The sequence below is a fragment of the Nocardia sp. CDC159 genome (assembly GCF_023740735.1).
In the GTDB taxonomy this organism is placed as follows: Bacteria; Actinomycetota; Actinomycetes; order Mycobacteriales; family Mycobacteriaceae; genus Nocardia; species Nocardia pulmonis.
The window spans coordinates 77,627-93,723 of the sequence record NZ_JAMRXH010000024.1 but is presented as its reverse complement, the minus strand read 5'-3'; the positions used below and the strand labels follow the sequence as shown (position 1 = coordinate 93,723).

Below are 16,097 nucleotides of genomic sequence, written 5' to 3'. Positions count from 1 at the left end.
TCGCGGTCGTAGGGAGTCTTCCACGGCGCGGACTCCTCGAACGGCAGCGCGACCGGCTTGTACACCGCGTGCTCCATATCGAACTGCGGAGTCAGGGTGGCCTTGCGATCGGAGATCTCGGCAGCGATCGGGAACTCGAAATCATCGACCCGGAACTTCAGATCCGTTCCGGCCAGCACGGCGCCATTGGCGGCCTTGATCTTGAACACGCCGTCCTCGACCACCAGCGACCCGGCATCGGTGGCAATCTCGGTGGACTTCTCGGTCGTGGTCGCCTTGTAGTAGACGGCCCCTTCATCGGCCGCGGGGTCGGCGTTGACCGCACCCGCGGTGACGCCCAGCGCGGTGGTGACCAGCGCAGCGACGACGGCGAATTGCCTTATCTTCACTTGGTTTTCCTCATCTTCGAGTCGCGGCACAGACGTGCGGCGCAGCGCCACCATGCACCCAAGTGAACCGCTTCGCAACTTCTAGGATGAAATTTTTACAAAACCCGAGATGAACAGGTTTCACCGAAAAGCCCTACGGCCGACCACCTTTCGCATATGTGTACCCCGCCCGGTCACGGCACCCGGGCGGGGTCACTGTCCCCCGGCAACACTCCGGCCGGGTCTTCCCCACCTACTTCGCCGGTGTGAACGGCTGATTGATGGTGGTGAAGTACTGGATGGCCGCGAGAATCGCGACCGGCGCGGTGACGAACAGCTGTCCGGCCAGGGTGCCGAGGGCGCCGACGGCGATGATGCCGCCGAGGCAGCCGACCACGGCGGCCGGGACGAACCCGCCGAACAGACCCACGATGGCCGCGGAGGCGACGGTCGCGCCCGCGATACCGCCGAGCACGCAGCCCACCGCGCCGCCGGTGATGCCGCCGACCAGCGTGCCGATCGTGGCGCCCGCGCTGATCGTGCTGGTCAGGCGGTTCCAGGCGGCCAGCTCACGGTCGTAGGGGGTCTTCCACGGCGCGACGTCCTCGAAGGGCAGTGCGACCGGCCGGTAGACCGCGTGTCGCAGATCGAACTGCGGTGTCAGCGTGGCGGTGTTACCGGTGATGTCGGCGGCGATCGGAAAGACGAAATCGTCGACCCGGAAGGACAATTCGGCCCCCGCGACGGTGGTGCCGTCGGCGGCTTCGATCTTGAATATGCCGTTGTCGACATCCAGCGATCCGGCGTCGGTCGAGATGACGGTCGACGTCTGGGTGGTCGTCGCCTTGTAGTTCACCACGCCGTCCGCGCCGGGAGCGGCGTGCGTGGTGCCCGCGCCGATCCCCACCACCGTGGTCGCCAGGGCCGCGACCACGGTGTACTTCCTCATCTTCACAGGCTTGTTCCTCATCGTCGGGAGCGAATGCTCCGAATGACCGCCCGGATACGGCAGCTCGGACGGTTGCGGGCAAGCCTCGGGCAATCTTCGGGCGGCGGCGAGGGTTGCATCCAGCCAGATTCGAACCAGTGACCCCGTCGATCCCGGCCGACACCATGGAACGCCGGGAGGTTTTGCGTTGTCTTCACTCGCCTTGCGGTCGACACCCGTTCGGCTGCCACATCTGCCGCGGGCCCGCTGGGTCCGCGTCATCAGTCCGGTGCTGCTGCTCGTCGCCTGGCAGCTCGCCAGCTCCACCGGGTTGCTGCCGGAACGCTTGCTGGCATCCCCCGCCACCGTCGTGGACACCGCCATCGGGCTGGTGCGCGACGGCAGCCTGCCGCACGCGATCTCGGTATCGCTGCGGCGCGCGGCCGTCGGGTTCGCGATCGGCGCGGTGATCGGCGTGGGACTGGCGCTGGTGGCCGGGTTGAGCCTGGTGGGCGAGCAGCTCATCGACCCGCCCGTGCAGATGCTGCGCACGCTGCCGTTCTACGGGCTCATTCCGCTGCTGATCCTGTGGTTCGGCATCGGCGAGCTGCCCAAGGTCGTGCTGGTGGCGTTCGGGGTGGCGGTGCCGCTGTATCTCAACACCTTCGCCGGTATCCGCGGTGTGGACGGCAAACTCGCCGAACTCGCTCGCGTACAACAGCTTTCCCGGTTCGGGGTGGTCGCACATATCGTGCTGCCCGGTGCGCTGCCGCAGGCGCTGGTGGGGTTGCGGCAGTCCCTCGGAGTGGCCTGGCTCGCGCTCATCGTGGCCGAACAGATCAATGCCGATGCCGGACTGGGTTTCATGATCAACGACGCCCGCGAATTCCTGCGCACCGACGTCATCGTCGTCGGGCTGCTGGTCTACAGCCTGCTGGGTCTGATCACCGATGCCGTGGTGCGGCTGATCGAAAGGAGGGCGCTGGTATGGCGACGCGGGTTCTTGGGGAACTGACCGAGGGCGCGGCCCCGCGCGCGGCATCGAAGGTCGTGCGAATTCACGGCCTCACCAAGCGCTTCGGTGAGCGCACGGTCCTCGATCACATCGAACTCGATATCGCCCGCGGCGAGTTCGTGGCCCTGCTCGGCCGCAGCGGCACCGGCAAATCCACCCTGCTGCGAGCGCTGGCGGGTCTGGATCGCGAGCACGAGGGTGAGCTGACCGTCGACGGGGATATCGCCGTCGCCTTCCAGGAACCGCGGCTCGTGCCGTGGAAGCGCGTGCACGCCAACGTCACCCTGGGCCTGCGCCACCCCGACCCCGGGGCCGCGGGCCGTGCGGCGCTGGCCGAGGTCGGGCTCACCGAGCGCGCCGATGCCTGGCCGTTGACGCTGTCCGGCGGCGAGGCACAGCGCGCGTCGCTGGCGCGGGCGCTGGTCCGCGATCCGGATCTGCTGCTGCTCGACGAGCCGTTCAGCGCGCTGGACGCGTTGACCCGCATCACGATTCACGGCTTGGTGCTGCAGCTGTGGGACCGACATCGCCCCGGCGTGCTGCTCGTCACCCACGACGTGGACGAGGCGCTGCTGCTTGCCGACCGCGCACTGGTACTGGCCGACGGCCGCATCGCCCGCGATATCCGCATCGACCTGCCGCGCCCACGCCGCCGCGACCGGCCCGAATTCACCGCGCTGCGCCACGAACTGCTCAGCGAACTCGGCGTCACCACGCACGAAACCGAGGGAACCGCATGATCTCCCGTCGCCTCTTCGCCGTCCTCGCCCTCACCGCGACGGTCGCGACCGCATGCGGCACCTCCGATGCCGGCGACGCGGCGGTACGCCCCGACGGCACGGTCGATCTGTCCCAGGTCACCCTGCGGCTGGGCGATCAGAAGGGCACCGGGCTGCAGGCGCTGCTGGAGGCGGCGGGCGAGCTGAGATCGGTGCCCTACAAGCTCGAATGGTCGCAGTACACCTCCGGGCCGCCGATGCTCGAGGCCATCAATTCCGGCGCGGTCGACTTCGGCGGCGTTGGCAACGCCCCGCCGGTGTTCGCCGCCGCCGCCAGGTCGTCGATCAAGATCGTCGCTGGCTATTCGGCGGGCACCGGCGGACAGGGCATCGTGGTCCCCGCCGACTCCCCGTTGCACGCGCCGAACGACCTGCGCGGCAAGAAGATCGCCGTCGCCAAGGGCAGTTCGGCGCACTATCACCTGCTGTCGGTACTGACCAAGAACGGCCTGGCGCTCGGCGATGTCGAGCCGCAGTACCTGCAGCCCGCCGACGCCCTGGCCGCGCTGACCACCGGGCGGGTGGACGCCTGGGCCATCTGGGATCCCTACACAGCGCAGGCCGAGCAGCAGGCGAATGCGCGAATCCTGGTGGACGGCAACGGGTATGTGAATCCGGACGCGTACTACGTCGCGGGAGCCAAGGCGCTGGGCAGCAAGTCGCGCACGGCCGCGCTGCGCGATCTGCTCGCTCGCATCCAGCGCGCGCACACCTGGGTGAACGAGCATCCCGACCAGTGGGCACAGACCTACGCGCAGTTCAGCGGCCTGCCCGTGGCGGTGACCACGGTGGCCGTGAAACGCGGTGTATATCAGGATCATTCGCTCAATCAGGCCGCCATCGACGCCGAGCAGCAGGTGGCCGACACCTTCACCGCGGCGGGGCTCATCCCGAACAAGGTGAAGATCGCCGACTTCGTCGACACCCGCTTCAACGACCTCTACCCCACCCCATGAAGGGAGCAGCTCGCATGAGCCTGTCTTTCCACTGGTTTCTCCCCACCTACGGCGACGCCCGCAATCTGGTCGCCGGCGGGCACGGCACGTCCATGTCGGGCGATCGCCCGGCCTCGCTGCGCTATCTCAATCAGATCGCGGGCGCGGCCGAGGAGAACGGCTTCGAGGCCGTGCTCACCCCGACCGGTGCGTGGTGCGAGGACGCCTGGCTGACCACGGCCATGCTGGTGGAGACCACCGAGACGCTGAAGTTCCTGGTCGCGTTCCGGCCCGGACTGGTCGGCCCGACGCTGGCCGCGCAGATGGCCGGGACGTTTCAGCGGCATTCACGCGGGCGGCTGCTGCTCAACGTGGTGACCGGCGGCGAGCCACACGAGCAGCGCGCCTACGGCGATTTCCTGGACAAGGAGGCCCGCTACGAGCGCACCGGCGAATTCCTGCACGTGGTGCGGGAGCTGTGGCGGTCGCATGACCCGATCTCGTTCGAGGGCAGGCACATTCGCGTTCAGGACGCACTGCTGAACAATCGTCCCGACCCGCTGCCGCCGATCTTCTTCGGCGGCTCCTCCGCCGCGGCCGGACCGGTCGCGGCCCAATTCGCCGACACCTATCTGACCTGGGGCGAGCCGCTGTTCGCGGTGAGCAAGAAGCTGGAGTGGATCCGTAAGCTGGCCGTCGATCACGGCCGCGTCCTGGACTACGGCCTGCGCATCCACGTCATCTCCCGCGACACCTCCGAACAGGCGTGGGCCGAGGCCGACCGGCTGCTGTCGGCGGTCGATCCCGCCGATATCGAGCGCGTGCAGGCGAATCTGGCCCGCAGCGAGTCCGAGGGCCAGCGCCGCATGCTCGAGCTGCACGGCGGCAGCACCGAGCGGCTGGAGATCGCGCCGAATCTGTGGGCGGGAGTGGGCCTGGTCCGCGGCGGCGCGGGCACCGCACTGGTCGGCTCCCACGACGAGGTCGCCGAGCGGCTGATCGAATACTCGCGCCTGGGGATCAAGCACTTCATCCTGTCGGGCTATCCGCATGTGGAGGAGGCGTACTGGTTCGGCGAGGGGGTGCTGCCCATCCTGCGGCGCAAGGGTCTGTGGAAGCATCCGGCGCAGCGCGAGACCCGCCCGGCGGCAACGCCCTTCGCCACCGCGGCGGCCAGCAGCAGCTGACCGCGCCGAACCCTTGACCTCGAGTGCGCTCGAGTTTCTAGATTCGACCGATGACTTCGGATCGGGAGCCGGGCGCGGGGTCCTGGGGAGAACTGTTCGGCCGCGGGCATCGCGGGACATCGGTCGTACTCGGCGGCGGCGTGCTGCTTTATGCCACCAATGTCTATGTGACGGCCAGCCTGCTGCCCACGGCCGTGCGCGATATCGGCGGCGAGCGCTTCTTCGCCTGGAACGCCACCGCCTATCTGATTGCCTCGGTGGTCGCATCGATGCTGGTGGGCAAGGCCCTGTCGGCGCGCGGGGCGGTAGGGGCGTATCTGATCGCATGCACGATCTTCATCGCCGGGACGCTGGTCTGCGCGGCCGCACCGGAGATGGCCGTCCTGCTCGGCGGGCGCGCGATCCAGGGCTTCGGCGGCGGCATGCTGTCGGGATTGGGCTTCGCGGTGATCCGGTCCACCTATCCGACGCGGCTGTGGACGCGGGCCTCGGGCCTGGTCTCGGGGGTATGGGGGTTGGGCGCGTTCGCCGGGCCCGCACTCGGCGGCGCGGTCGCGCAGTTCGGTCCGTGGCGGCTCGCCTTCCTCGCGCTGGCGGCGGTGACGGTGCCGATCGCGGTGGCCGTTCCGTACGCACTTCCGCGCGGGCAGCGCTCCCATGCGGCCCGCCGGATTCCCGTCGGCTCATTGGTTCTGCTCGGCACGGCCGCCGCCGCGGTGAGCGTGATCGGCATCCTGCCGCGCGGCGGCTGGACCGTGGCCGCCGCGCTCGGCGCACTGGGAGCCGTACTCGCGTTCCTCGCCACCGAGCGCCGCACGGACGACGGGGTGCTGCCCGCGGCGACCTTCGCCCGCGGCTCGGCGCTGAAGTGGCTCTATCTCACGATCTTCTTCATCGCGATCGGCATCAACGTCGAGATCTTCATTCCGATGTTCGGTCAGCGGCTGGCCGGATTGGCCCCGCTGGCAGCCGGTTTCGTGGGTGCGGCGATGTCGCTGGGCTGGACGGTCGGGCAGGTCGGCAGCGCCGGGGCGAGCCGGGCACGGACGATCGGGCGGTTGCGGGTGGCGGGTCCGGCGACGGTCGCGCTCGGCCTGATCCTCACCGCCGCGATCCAGCTCCAGGGTGCGGACGGGCCGATCATCGCGATGTGGGTGGTGACCCTGTTTCTGGCGGGGACCGGAATCGGGGCGGCGTTCCCGCATCTGACTGCGGCCGTGATGGGCAGCACCGCCGATCCGGCCCGAGGCCAGCAGGCCGCCGCCGCGATCGGCACGGTGCAGTCGATCGCCAGCACCTTCGGTGCCGCCTATGCGGGCGTCCTGGTGAATCTCGGTGCGCCGTCGACGGTGCACTCCGCCAGGTATCTGCTGCTGGGCATGGGTGTCGCCGCCGCGTTCGGGGTGCCGACCGCGCTGCTGGCCCGGCGGCGCGCGATTTGCGGCACGGGATCACCCGCGCCGCAACCGATTCCCGCCGCGGGCTGACCGATTGTTACCCTGGCATATGACCGGCAGATCCGTGGCGACCGCGAGTCGTCGTGCGCAACTACGCGATTTCCTGCGAACCAGGCGCGAGCGGCTGACGCCCGAGGAGGTCGGCCTGCCCGCGGTGGGGCGGCGGCGCACGCCCGGGCTGCGGCGGGAGGAGGTCGCACTGCTCGCCGGGGTCGGGGTCTCCTGGTACACCTGGCTCGAACAGGGACGCGATATCAACACCTCCGCCGAAGTGCTCGACGCCATCGGGCGGGCGCTGCGGCTCGACGATGCCGAGCGAGCCCATTTGTACGTCCTGGCCGGGTTGAATCCGCCCGCGCTGCACGCCTCCGGCGCGGTCACGCCGGAGCTGCGGCGGCTGGTCGATTCCTGGTCGCCGCGCCCGGCCATCCTGCGCGACCGGTACTGGAATTTGCTCGCCATCAACGACGGGACGCGGGCCGCGTTCGGCTACGACGACAACGACCGGAACTGCCTGATCGCGTTCTTCACCAATTCCCGCTATCGCGGCATGCACGACGCGTGGGCCGCGGCGGCGCCGGGCATCGTGGCCGCGTTCCGCGCCGATGCGGGCCGGGCGCCCGGCGATCCGGAGTTCGCCCGGTTGATCGTCGAACTAGCCTCGCTCAGTAGCGAATTCGCCGAGCTGTGGGCCCGCCACGAGGTCGGCGTGCCGGTGCAGACAGTGAAGGCGGTGCGCCATCCGGAGGCCGGTGAGCTGGTATTCGACACCACGGCCCTGGTGGTGGCCGATCATCCGGATTGGTATCTCGATCTCTACAACCCCCGGCCCGGCACCGGCACCGCCGAGCGGCTCGACGAGTTGGTGCGCGGTCCGAGACTGGTGGTGGCGCACCCAGGTTGATCCAACCCTGGTTGCCCCGCCGCGGGCTCGGCACGCTGAGCACATGGCACACAACGCTTTTCGATTCGACGACAAGGTCGCGCTGATCACCGGCGGTTCCAGCGGTATGGGCCTGGCCGCGGCGCGCCGACTGCTGGCGGCCGGGGCGGAGGTGGTGATCACCGGGCGGGACCAGGTCCGGCTGGACGCGGCCGCTGCGGAGCTGGGCCCGCGGGTGCTCGCCGTTCCCGGCGACGCGGCGGAGCTGGCCGATCTGGCGGCGCTCACCGCGGCCATCCGGGATCGGCACGGGCGTCTGGATGTGGTGTTCGCCAATGCCGGTATAGCGTCATTTCTCCCATTCGCCCATATTTCCGAGGAGGAATACGAGCGGGTGCTGCGCGGCAACGTGAAAAGTGTCTTCTTCACGATCCAGCAGAGCCTTCCGCTGCTGAGCGACGGGGCGGCAATCGTCATCAATGCCTCCTGGACACTGCATCGCGGCATGCCGGGCGGCGCGCTGTACGCGGCCACCAAGGCGGCGGTGCACAATCTTGCCCATACCCTCGCGGCGGAATTGGCGCCCAGGCGAATTCGGGTCAATTCGGTCAGTCCCGGATATATCGAGACGCCGATGTTCCACGACAATGTGTCCGACGAGGCGGCGGCCGCGGTGGTGGCCGAGGTGGCCGCGGGGCGAATCGGCACCGCCGAGGATGTCGCGGAGGCGGTCGCATTCCTGGCCTCCGATGCCGCGTCCTATATCAACGGGCAGGACCTGGTCATCGATGGTGGCCTGGTGGCGGCCATCGTGGCGGAGCGGATGTGAGGTGTTAAGCCCGGCCTAAACATTCTGATCAAGTGTGCTGATCTTTGGATACGCTCCCAGCCGTTGTTGTGGGATTTTCCCGGGGTGATGGAGGTTTCCATGCGTCGATTCGGTCGGCGGCGTTTCATTGCGGCCGTACTCTCGATTGCCGCGCTGTTCGCCGTCGGCTGGATCGGCGCACCGGTCGCACTCGCCGATGATTTCGCCCCGGGTGATGTTCCGCTGACCGGTTACGCACCGTTCGGACCGCACCGCACGGTCAGCACCGCGGCCGTTTATCCGTGCGCGGGTCTGTACGCCGCCTGGAATGCGCTCGGCCAGGTGTCGGGCAATCACTCCCCGATGACGTGCACCCGCGAATTCCCGGGCGGGCTGGATTCACCCATCGGCGTGGATTTCTACTACCCCGAGGACATCGCCTCGATGAGTCGCGTACCCACGATCATCTGGGTGCCCGGTTTCACCTCCGAACCCGGCAACTACGACTCCACGGCCCGGTTCTGGGCCAGCCACGGCTTCGTGGTGGCGATGCCGCACGACTTCGTCAATTCGCTGTTCGAACTTCCGCTCGCGGGTGCCGCGGCCCTGTCGCACGCGAACCACGATCCGGCCAATCCGCTGCACGGCAGGCTCGATCTGAGCCGCACGGTCATCGGCGGTCACTCCGGTGGCGGCGGGGCGGCGGTGAACGGCGCCAGCATCCCGCCGAACATCTATCAGCTGGTGGATCCGGAATTTCGGGTGGTCGGCGCGATGCCCACCGAACCCGGTCCGGTGGCGGCCGCCTTCCTGGTCAATGTCCCCACCCTCTATCTGGCGGGCTCCTTCGACCTGATCGTCCCGCACTTCCTGCCCCGGCTGGTCGAATACGAGGTCAACCTCAACGCCCCCGCCTACTTCATCTGCCTCAAGGGCGTCACGCATTTCACGCCGTTCGACGACGCCACACACAACGCCACCTCCGGCATCACCCTCGCGTGGCTGAACTACCTGGTCAACGGCGACAAGACCGCCGCGAGCTACTTCGTCGGCCCGGACTGGAAGCTGCGCAACGATCCGGGCGTCGACTACGCCCTGCGCAACGTTCGCGCCGAGCACTGGGGCGCCTGATCACCCCCGCTTCGCGGCGGCCTTGGCCTGCTTCTTGAATTCCCGTACCTGGGCGAGGGTTTCGGCGTCGCGGACGTCGGCGACCGAGCGGTGCGACCCCTGTTCACCGTAGGCTCCGGCGGCCTCGCGCCACCCCTTCGGCTTGACCCCGAGCTGTTTACCCAACAGCGCCAGAAAGATCCGGGCCTTCTGATCGCCGAATCCGGGCAGCGCCTTCAGTCGCTTCAGCACCTCCCTGCCGTCGGGATCCCCCTCGGTCCACAGGTTCTCGACCTTGCCGTCGTAGTTCTCCACGACATAGCGAGCCAGCTCCTGCACCCGCCGCGCCATCGACCGCCCGTACCGATGAATCGCGGGCGGCGTGGCCCCCAACTCCTCGAACTCCTCCGGATCGGCCTCGGCGATCCGCCGAATATCGAACCCACCCATCCGATCGGCAAGCTTCTGCGGCCCCCGGAACGCATGCTCCATCGGGAACTGCTGATCGAGCAACATTCCGGTCAACAGCGCGAAGTTGTCGCCGGACAGCAGCGCGTCGGCCTGCGGGTCCTGCGCGAGGCACAGTTTGCGGCTCACCATGGCTCCGATCATCTCAGAGGGGGTTCCGCCGCCGCGACAGCGGGCAGTGACAGATCTCACACAGCTACCCACCCGTAGATATTTCTCCCGCGTAGGGTGTGGCCATGCCCGAACCTATGGCAACACTTTCCGGCCTGCGTCCGGACCGTTTCGATCGGGACGGCCGGGACCAGCTCATCGATGTTCGCGATCTGCAGGCAGCGCTACCCGGCATTCGCCGCCTGCGGCACTGGGCCCACGAGGCCCTGGCGGTCCGGCCCGGGGAGAGCGCGGTGGATATCGGCTCCGGAACCGGGTCGGAGGTGCTGGCCTTCGCCGAGGCGGTCGGCCCGGAGGGGGCGGCGGTCGGGGTGGAACCGGATCCGAATCTGCTCACCGCCGCCGAGCGACGGGCGGGCGATGTGGGATCGCACGCGCGGTTCGTGCCCGGCGATGCCTACAACCTGCCGCTGGGCACCGACAGCGTCGATGTCGCGCTGTGCGAGCGGGTGTTCCAGCATCTGACCTCCCCGGCGCGGGCCACCGCGGAGATCGCGCGGGTGTTGCGGCCCGGCGGGCGCGTGGTGGTGATGGACAGCGACTGGGGCACCGCGATCGTGCATCCGGGCGAGCGGGACGCGGTGCGTGCGGTGATCGAGACGCTGATCGCCAACACCACCAATCCGTTCTCCGGCCGCCGCTTACCCGGACTGCTCACCCAGGCCGGTCTGGTGATCGACGAGATCGGCTCGCACGCGCTGGTGCAGGATCGCAGTGTGGGCGCGGGCGCGCTGGTGGGCCGCATCTCCGCCATGGCCGTGGCCCGCGGCGCCATCACCGAGCAGCAGCGGCGGGCGCTGCTGGAGGAATTGGACGCCGGGGCGCGGAGCGGGGATATCCACCTCTCGGTGACCATGTTCGCGGTGCTGGCCCACAAGCCGAGCTGACGAGGGTCCGGGACGGGTCACACCCGTCCCGGAACATCTCACTACTTGCCCAGATACTTCTCCGTGGCCGCCAGCAGTACGCAGGTGGCCAGGCCGTTCATCGCCTTCTCCAGATCGTCGAGCTTCGGGAAGCTCGGGGCGATGCGAATGTTCTTGTCCTCCGGGTCCTTTCCGTACGGGAAGGCCGAACCCGCCGGGGTGAGCGCGATTCCGGCGTCCTTGGCGAGGGCCACGACGCGGGCCGCCGTCCCCTCCAGCACGTCCAGGCTGATGAAGTAGCCGCCCTTGGGCTCGGTCCAGGACGCGACCTTGGAGGCGCCCAGCCGCTCCTCCAGAATGCGCAGCACCAGTTTGAATTTCGGTTCCAGGATCGCGCGATGCTTCTGCATATGCGCGCGCACGCCGTCGGCGTCCTTGAAGAACCGCAGGTGCCGCAGCTGATTGATCTTGTCCGGGCCGATGCTCCGCTTCGCGGCGTGGCTCAGATACCAGTCCAGGTTGGCCTTGGACGCGCCGAGGAAACTCACGCCGCCGCCCGCGAAGGTGATCTTCGAGGTGGACGCGAAGACGAAGGGGCGGTTGGGATTTCCGGCGGCCGCGGCCATGCCGAGGATGTCCAGCACCGGATCGGCGGTGTCGGTCAGCGGATGTACCGCGTAGGCGTTGTCCCAGAACAGCCGGAAGTCCGGCGCCGCCGTCGGCATCGAGACCAGTTCGCGGGCCACCTCTTCGGAGAAGGTGACACCGGTCGGGTTGGAGTAGTTGGGCACCGCCCACAGCCCCTTGATCGCCGGATCCGACGCGACCAGTTCGGCGATGCGCCGCACGTCCGGGCCGTCGTGGTCGATCGCGATCGGGATCATCTCCACACCCAGCGACTGGGTGATGGCGAAATGCCGGTCGTAGCCGGGCGCGGGGCACAGGAATTTGATCGGCTCGTCCACCCAGCGGCGCGGCGAATCGGCCGTGCCGTGCAGCATCGAGTAGACGATCACGTCGTGCATGAGCTCGAGGCTGGCGTTGTTGCCCGCCAGCAGGTTGTCGACCGGAATGCCGAGCAGCTCACCGAAGATCGCGCGCAGCTCCGGAAGTCCGTGCAGGCCACCGTAATTGCGGCAATCGGTGCCCGAGCCGTCGCGGAAGTCGCCCGCCCCGGGCAGGGTGAGCAACTCCGCGGACAGATCGAGCTGTTCGGGTGAGGGCTTACCGCGGGTCAGGTCCAGCGTGAGCTTCTCGGTCTTCAGAGTCGCGTAGTTCGCGGTCTGCGTCTCGTGTTCGGATACGAGTTCCGCATGGCTCATCAAACCGATCTGCGATTGCCGGGGCATCCTGAGCAGCCTTTCAAGCAGCGAGGTACAGGGGTTGCGGACCGTGGCTTCTGGCGGCGATCCAGCCGCCCACGTTACTCGTCGGGGATTCGAGATGGCATGGGAGTTTCGGATCCGGACCCGGAAATGAAAGGGGACCCCGCGCACCCGGCAGAGCCCGTTGACCCTTGCTGCCTTCCGGCCCTGGGGGAGTTCACAGGATGCGCGCCGCGCGGGATCCGAGGGCCAGTGTAGCGGCTGCCGCGAGGGCGCCGCCGCGGACCCCCATCCTGACCCCGCGACGTGCGCGATTCGAATCGTTACGATCTGTCCGACATTTCGAGGGGGCCTTCCGCGCCACAACCGGAGGAATTGAACAGTGACAGGTAGCAACCCGGGTCACCCGCAGGACGGGCAGGGCAACGAAACCGTGCAGTGGTGGTCCACACCACCGGCGAGCACCAGCCCGGGTGCGCCGATCACCGGTACGGAGCCGACGATCCTGGGCGGCCAGCACGGACCGGTCACCGGTTCGGATCCGACCGTGTTGGGCGCGGGCTTCGACAGCTATCGCGGCGTGCAGCAGCCGCCGCCGCACTACGCGCAGCCGGGCTATCCGCCGCAGCAGCCCTACCCCGGCGCGCCCTACCCACCGCAGCCCGGTTACCCCGGCCCGCAGTTCCCCCCGCCACCGCCGGGCCGGAGCAGCAGCGCCGGATGGATCATCGGCGGCGTGCTCGGCCTGGTGGTGATCGTCGGCGTGGTGGTCGGTGCGGTGGTGCTCACCCAGAAGAGCGACAGCGGTGGCGGCGGCGTCGCCGGTACCGACAAGAAGAAGGTCGACGGCAGCTACTCCATGGCCAACGTCACCAACGCGTGCTCGCTGGTCGACCCGACCGTGCTACGCAAGTGGGCCCCCAACCAGAAGGGCCAGCCCGAGCACACCGAGCGCGCCCCCGACGCCAACTACGGCGGCGGCTCCCTGGACTGCCGCGCCGCCTACGACGGCGCCGGCAAGTACGGCAGCCAGGGCTCCGACCTCAAGCTCGAGGTGAGCTTCCAGTCCCAGTACGGCACTCCGCAATTCAACAGCTGGAAGGAATACGACACCAAGACCACCGGCAGCGGCCGCGACTCCGGCCCCCTCCCCGGCCTCGGCGAACAGGCCTACTGGGCCACCTACGAACAGACCTACGGCAGCTTCGTCAACCTCGACTACACCTGCGCCGTCCTGGACTCCAACCTTTCCGCGAAGCTCAAACTCTCCGTGGAAACCCCCACCGCCACCAGCAAGGACGAGGTCGGCGCCATCTGCAAGGACCAGCTGAAAAAGGCCATCACCACCCTCCACAAGTAGCCCCTGACCAGCCCGGTTTCATCTCCCCCGCCCCCACCCGGTATATTGCTCGGCGGAGGATTCGCCTAGTGGCCTATGGCGCTCGCCTGGAACGCGGGTTGGGTTAACGCCCTCAGGGGTTCAAATCCCCTATCCTCCGCTGTGGCAAACGCCCCCGACCGAGCCTCATGGCTGGTCGGGGGCGTTTTTCGTGGCATCCCTTCGCGACTACCTCATGTCGAGCCCTCGGGGTGTGAAGGGCAGTGGGATCGGGCCGAGGCTTCGCTCACCGGTACGCAGGTCGGGGGCCAAGTAGGTGGGCGCGCCGCGGCGGTAGTCGAGGGTGCGCCGGGGTGTACGCGATGACCTTCGCCGTCGGTGACACCGACATCATGATCGTGCGCGACGACGGCACTGCGGAGTGGACCGATCAGTGCATCGGCCACGAATACGCCCACCTGCTGCTCGACCACGAGCCACGCGGCGTCATCAGTGCCGAGGGATTCGCCCGCCTGTTCGGCGACGACCTGTTCACCGATCCCGAGCACATCCGTGGCCTGCTCGGGGCGCACACCCGTGCCGACCTTTCGATTCCGATCGAGCGCGAAGCCGAGGCGTTCGCCGAACTGCTCGCCTTCAGTCCCACCTACGCGCCCGGTGACCGCAGCACCCTCGCCAGAATGCGCTACGGACTCACCCCACCCGCTCGTCCCGCGCGCCCGCCAAGGCGTTAGGCGGGACGGCGACCCACCACGGTCATGATCACCTGTGGGATGTCGTAGGTCTCGGGGTCGGCGCACAGCGCCGCGAACTGATCGAGAGCAACGCGATCGAGACCGGCAGCGACCAGTTCCTCGGCCACCCGAGCGATGAGTGGTTGCCAGCGGTCCACACCCGTGCCGCCCCCCAACCGGCCCGCGGCAGCGCGCACCTCGACCACCCGCGCACCGGCCGCCTGCATCACAGCGGGTACTCGCCTGGCCCACGTCAGATCGAATCCGGTTGCCTCACAATAGCGTTCGTAAGCTCCCAGAACCTCCGCGGCCACCGGATACCGGCTGCAGGATCCCAGCGAGAACGGCTCGGTGACAACGAAATACCCGCCCGGGCGAATCCACTGCAGCGCACGGGCGCACACACGGTCACGGTCGGCCAGATGCGCCAGCACGAACCGGGCGTGCACCAGATCGAAGGAGTCCGGCTCGGGGGTGTAGTCGGCGATGTCGGCGGCCACAATAGTGCAGTTGCCCGGCACCGGCTCGGACGCCAGCAGCGCGATGTCCTTGTCCAGCGCCGTCACCCGCCCCTCGGGATAAGTGTCGGCGACCCAGCGGGCAATCGATCCGTTGCCCGCACCGATATCGAGAACCGTTGGGGCGGGCGGCAGTTCCAGCGCGGTGATCACCGCCCGCGACGGGGCGTCGGCGGCACCGCTGATCACGCGCAATCGGTCGGCGTCGTCGATCCCGCCCGCGCTCAACTTCGAATTCGTCATTGCCCTCTCTTCTCACCGGCCCTGCTGATCGCGTGATCAGCCTCGGCCACACGGACCCGATAGGCGGCCTTGGCAGGCGACAGATACCAGCCCCGCAGCGACTGCGCCCAGAACTCCTCCCGCTCGGCCCGAGACCATCCCCGCTCCGCCAAACCCCGCCAGGCACTCCGGAAATCGGCCACCGCGCGACCGTAGAACACCAGCCACGCGCCCACCGGCCACCACACTGCCCCGGTCAGAGCCATCACCGTGAGCGGATACCACCCGCTGTTCGCCACCACCGTCAGCACCGGGAAGCGGCGCTCGGTCAGCAGGACCACCACCAGGGTCAGCCAGTACGTGCCCGACGCGGTGTAACCCACCACATACCACCACACCCCGATCCTCGCCCAGCGCGACTGCGGCGCCACCATACCCAGATCACGGAACACCGCCACCAGAACCACCGCATGCGCCAGCAGATGCCAACAGATCAACAGCCACCAATAGATCGACGTCGCCGGCACGTCCAGCGACGTGACACACCCGGCCGGGGATGGCACGAACATCACCGCCATCCACCACACCCCGGCCGCCACGGCGACCGTCACCCACCCCGCGCTCACGGCCGCACGCCACCCGCGCGGAGCCACGATCGCGACGATCATCAATCCGGAAGTGATGACGTTCCACACGTTCAAGAAGATGTTGCACGGCCGATCCGAGCCCAGTAGCTCAGCGGCACGAACCGCGACCGGCGGCAGAAACAAGGTGGCGACCAGGGCGTAGGCGCCCGTGGCAAACAGGACCTCCCGATGCGGTTCGCCACGGCGCAGCACCAACTGAGCCACGATCCCCACCCACAACAGAATCGTGGACACCACCGTCGCCGCCACGATCGCCGACTGCATCAACCGCACCTTTCACTGCCCGAGAAACATCCCCGCCCACTCGACCACCATCCGAACACGGCCCTCGCCGAGC

At 68.4% G+C, this 16,097-nt stretch carries 16 protein-coding genes, 1 tRNA gene, 1 other RNA gene and 1 pseudogene; 12 read left to right on the top strand and 7 right to left on the bottom strand.

Annotation, left to right across the window (positions count from 1 at the left end; all coding sequences use genetic code 11):
* A pseudogene (locus tag NDR87_RS34380) lies at positions 1-389 on the bottom strand (hypothetical protein); the annotation flags it as partial.
* A 232-nt stretch (positions 390-621) separates the two neighbouring features.
* Complete coding sequence (locus tag NDR87_RS34375; protein ID WP_251918082.1) at positions 622-1,317, bottom strand: hypothetical protein; 696 nt, start codon at positions 1,315-1,317, stop codon at positions 622-624.
* Positions 1,318-1,504: 187 nt separating this feature from the next.
* Here NDR87_RS34375 and NDR87_RS34370 point away from each other — a divergent pair, with 187 nt between their 5' ends.
* The 8 genes from NDR87_RS34370 to NDR87_RS34335 all read left to right on the top strand — a co-directional run bounded on the left by NDR87_RS34370 (position 1,505) and on the right by NDR87_RS34335 (position 9,491).
* On the top strand, positions 1,505-2,311 hold the full coding sequence (locus NDR87_RS34370) for an ABC transporter permease (protein WP_251918081.1): 807 nt from the start codon (positions 1,505-1,507) through the stop codon (positions 2,309-2,311).
* A complete protein-coding gene (locus NDR87_RS34365) occupies positions 2,284-3,051 on the top strand; it encodes an ABC transporter ATP-binding protein (protein WP_251918080.1) in 768 nt (255 codons plus the stop codon). Before NDR87_RS34370 ends, NDR87_RS34365 begins: the two co-directional genes overlap by 28 nt.
* Positions 3,048-4,046, top strand: coding sequence for an ABC transporter substrate-binding protein (locus NDR87_RS34360; protein ID WP_251918079.1), 999 nt, complete (start codon positions 3,048-3,050; stop codon positions 4,044-4,046). The genes NDR87_RS34365 and NDR87_RS34360 overlap by 4 nt, the downstream gene beginning before the upstream one ends.
* Positions 4,047-4,060: 14 nt before the next feature.
* Positions 4,061-5,212, top strand: coding sequence for an LLM class flavin-dependent oxidoreductase (locus NDR87_RS34355; protein WP_251918078.1), 1,152 nt, complete (start codon positions 4,061-4,063; stop codon positions 5,210-5,212).
* Between the two features lie 50 nt (positions 5,213-5,262).
* Entirely contained in the window at positions 5,263-6,699 is a 1,437-nt protein-coding gene (locus NDR87_RS34350; protein ID WP_251918077.1) for an MFS transporter, read from the top strand.
* 19 nt (positions 6,700-6,718) lie between these two features.
* Entirely contained in the window at positions 6,719-7,573 is an 855-nt protein-coding gene (locus NDR87_RS34345; protein WP_251918076.1) for a helix-turn-helix transcriptional regulator, read from the top strand.
* A 43-nt stretch (positions 7,574-7,616) separates the two neighbouring features.
* On the top strand, positions 7,617-8,381 hold the full coding sequence (locus tag NDR87_RS34340; RefSeq protein WP_251918075.1) for a glucose 1-dehydrogenase: 765 nt from the start codon (positions 7,617-7,619) through the stop codon (positions 8,379-8,381).
* Between the two features lie 99 nt (positions 8,382-8,480).
* On the top strand, positions 8,481-9,491 hold the full coding sequence (locus NDR87_RS34335) for an alpha/beta hydrolase (RefSeq protein WP_251918074.1): 1,011 nt from the start codon (positions 8,481-8,483) through the stop codon (positions 9,489-9,491).
* Here NDR87_RS34335 and NDR87_RS34330 read toward each other — a convergent pair whose 3' ends face one another.
* Entirely contained in the window at positions 9,492-10,067 is a 576-nt protein-coding gene (locus NDR87_RS34330) for an HhH-GPD-type base excision DNA repair protein (protein WP_251918089.1), read from the bottom strand.
* A 107-nt stretch (positions 10,068-10,174) separates the two neighbouring features.
* Here NDR87_RS34330 and NDR87_RS34325 point away from each other — a divergent pair, with 107 nt between their 5' ends.
* The gene (locus NDR87_RS34325) at positions 10,175-10,996 is read left to right on the top strand and encodes a methyltransferase domain-containing protein (protein WP_251918073.1); all 822 of its coding nucleotides are present in this window, start codon (positions 10,175-10,177) and stop codon (positions 10,994-10,996) included.
* A 41-nt stretch (positions 10,997-11,037) separates the two neighbouring features.
* Here NDR87_RS34325 and NDR87_RS34320 read toward each other — a convergent pair whose 3' ends face one another.
* A complete protein-coding gene (locus tag NDR87_RS34320) occupies positions 11,038-12,324 on the bottom strand; it encodes an aminotransferase class I/II-fold pyridoxal phosphate-dependent enzyme (RefSeq protein WP_251918072.1) in 1,287 nt (428 codons plus the stop codon).
* Between the two features lie 128 nt (positions 12,325-12,452).
* Positions 12,453-12,547, bottom strand: an RNA gene (gene ffs, locus NDR87_RS34315) — signal recognition particle sRNA small type.
* Positions 12,548-12,682: 135 nt separating this feature from the next.
* Here ffs and NDR87_RS34310 point away from each other — a divergent pair.
* The 3 genes from NDR87_RS34310 to NDR87_RS34300 all read left to right on the top strand — a co-directional run bounded on the left by NDR87_RS34310 (position 12,683) and on the right by NDR87_RS34300 (position 14,373).
* Entirely contained in the window at positions 12,683-13,660 is a 978-nt protein-coding gene (locus tag NDR87_RS34310) for a hypothetical protein (protein WP_251918071.1), read from the top strand.
* 54 nt (positions 13,661-13,714) lie between these two features.
* Positions 13,715-13,799: transfer RNA gene (locus NDR87_RS34305), tRNA-Ser, on the top strand.
* A 202-nt stretch (positions 13,800-14,001) separates the two neighbouring features.
* Positions 14,002-14,373: a hypothetical protein gene (locus NDR87_RS34300; protein WP_251918070.1), complete on the top strand. Its 372-nt coding sequence runs from the start codon at positions 14,002-14,004 to the stop codon at positions 14,371-14,373.
* Here NDR87_RS34300 and NDR87_RS34295 read toward each other — a convergent pair.
* Both NDR87_RS34295 and NDR87_RS34290 read right to left on the bottom strand, forming a co-directional pair.
* On the bottom strand, positions 14,370-15,134 hold the full coding sequence (locus tag NDR87_RS34295; RefSeq protein ID WP_251918069.1) for a class I SAM-dependent methyltransferase: 765 nt from the start codon (positions 15,132-15,134) through the stop codon (positions 14,370-14,372). The genes NDR87_RS34300 and NDR87_RS34295 overlap by 4 nt on opposite strands.
* Positions 15,131-16,024: a hypothetical protein gene (locus tag NDR87_RS34290; protein ID WP_251918068.1), complete on the bottom strand. Its 894-nt coding sequence runs from the start codon at positions 16,022-16,024 to the stop codon at positions 15,131-15,133. The genes NDR87_RS34295 and NDR87_RS34290 overlap by 4 nt, the downstream gene beginning before the upstream one ends.
* Positions 16,025-16,097: the final 73 nt, after the last annotated feature.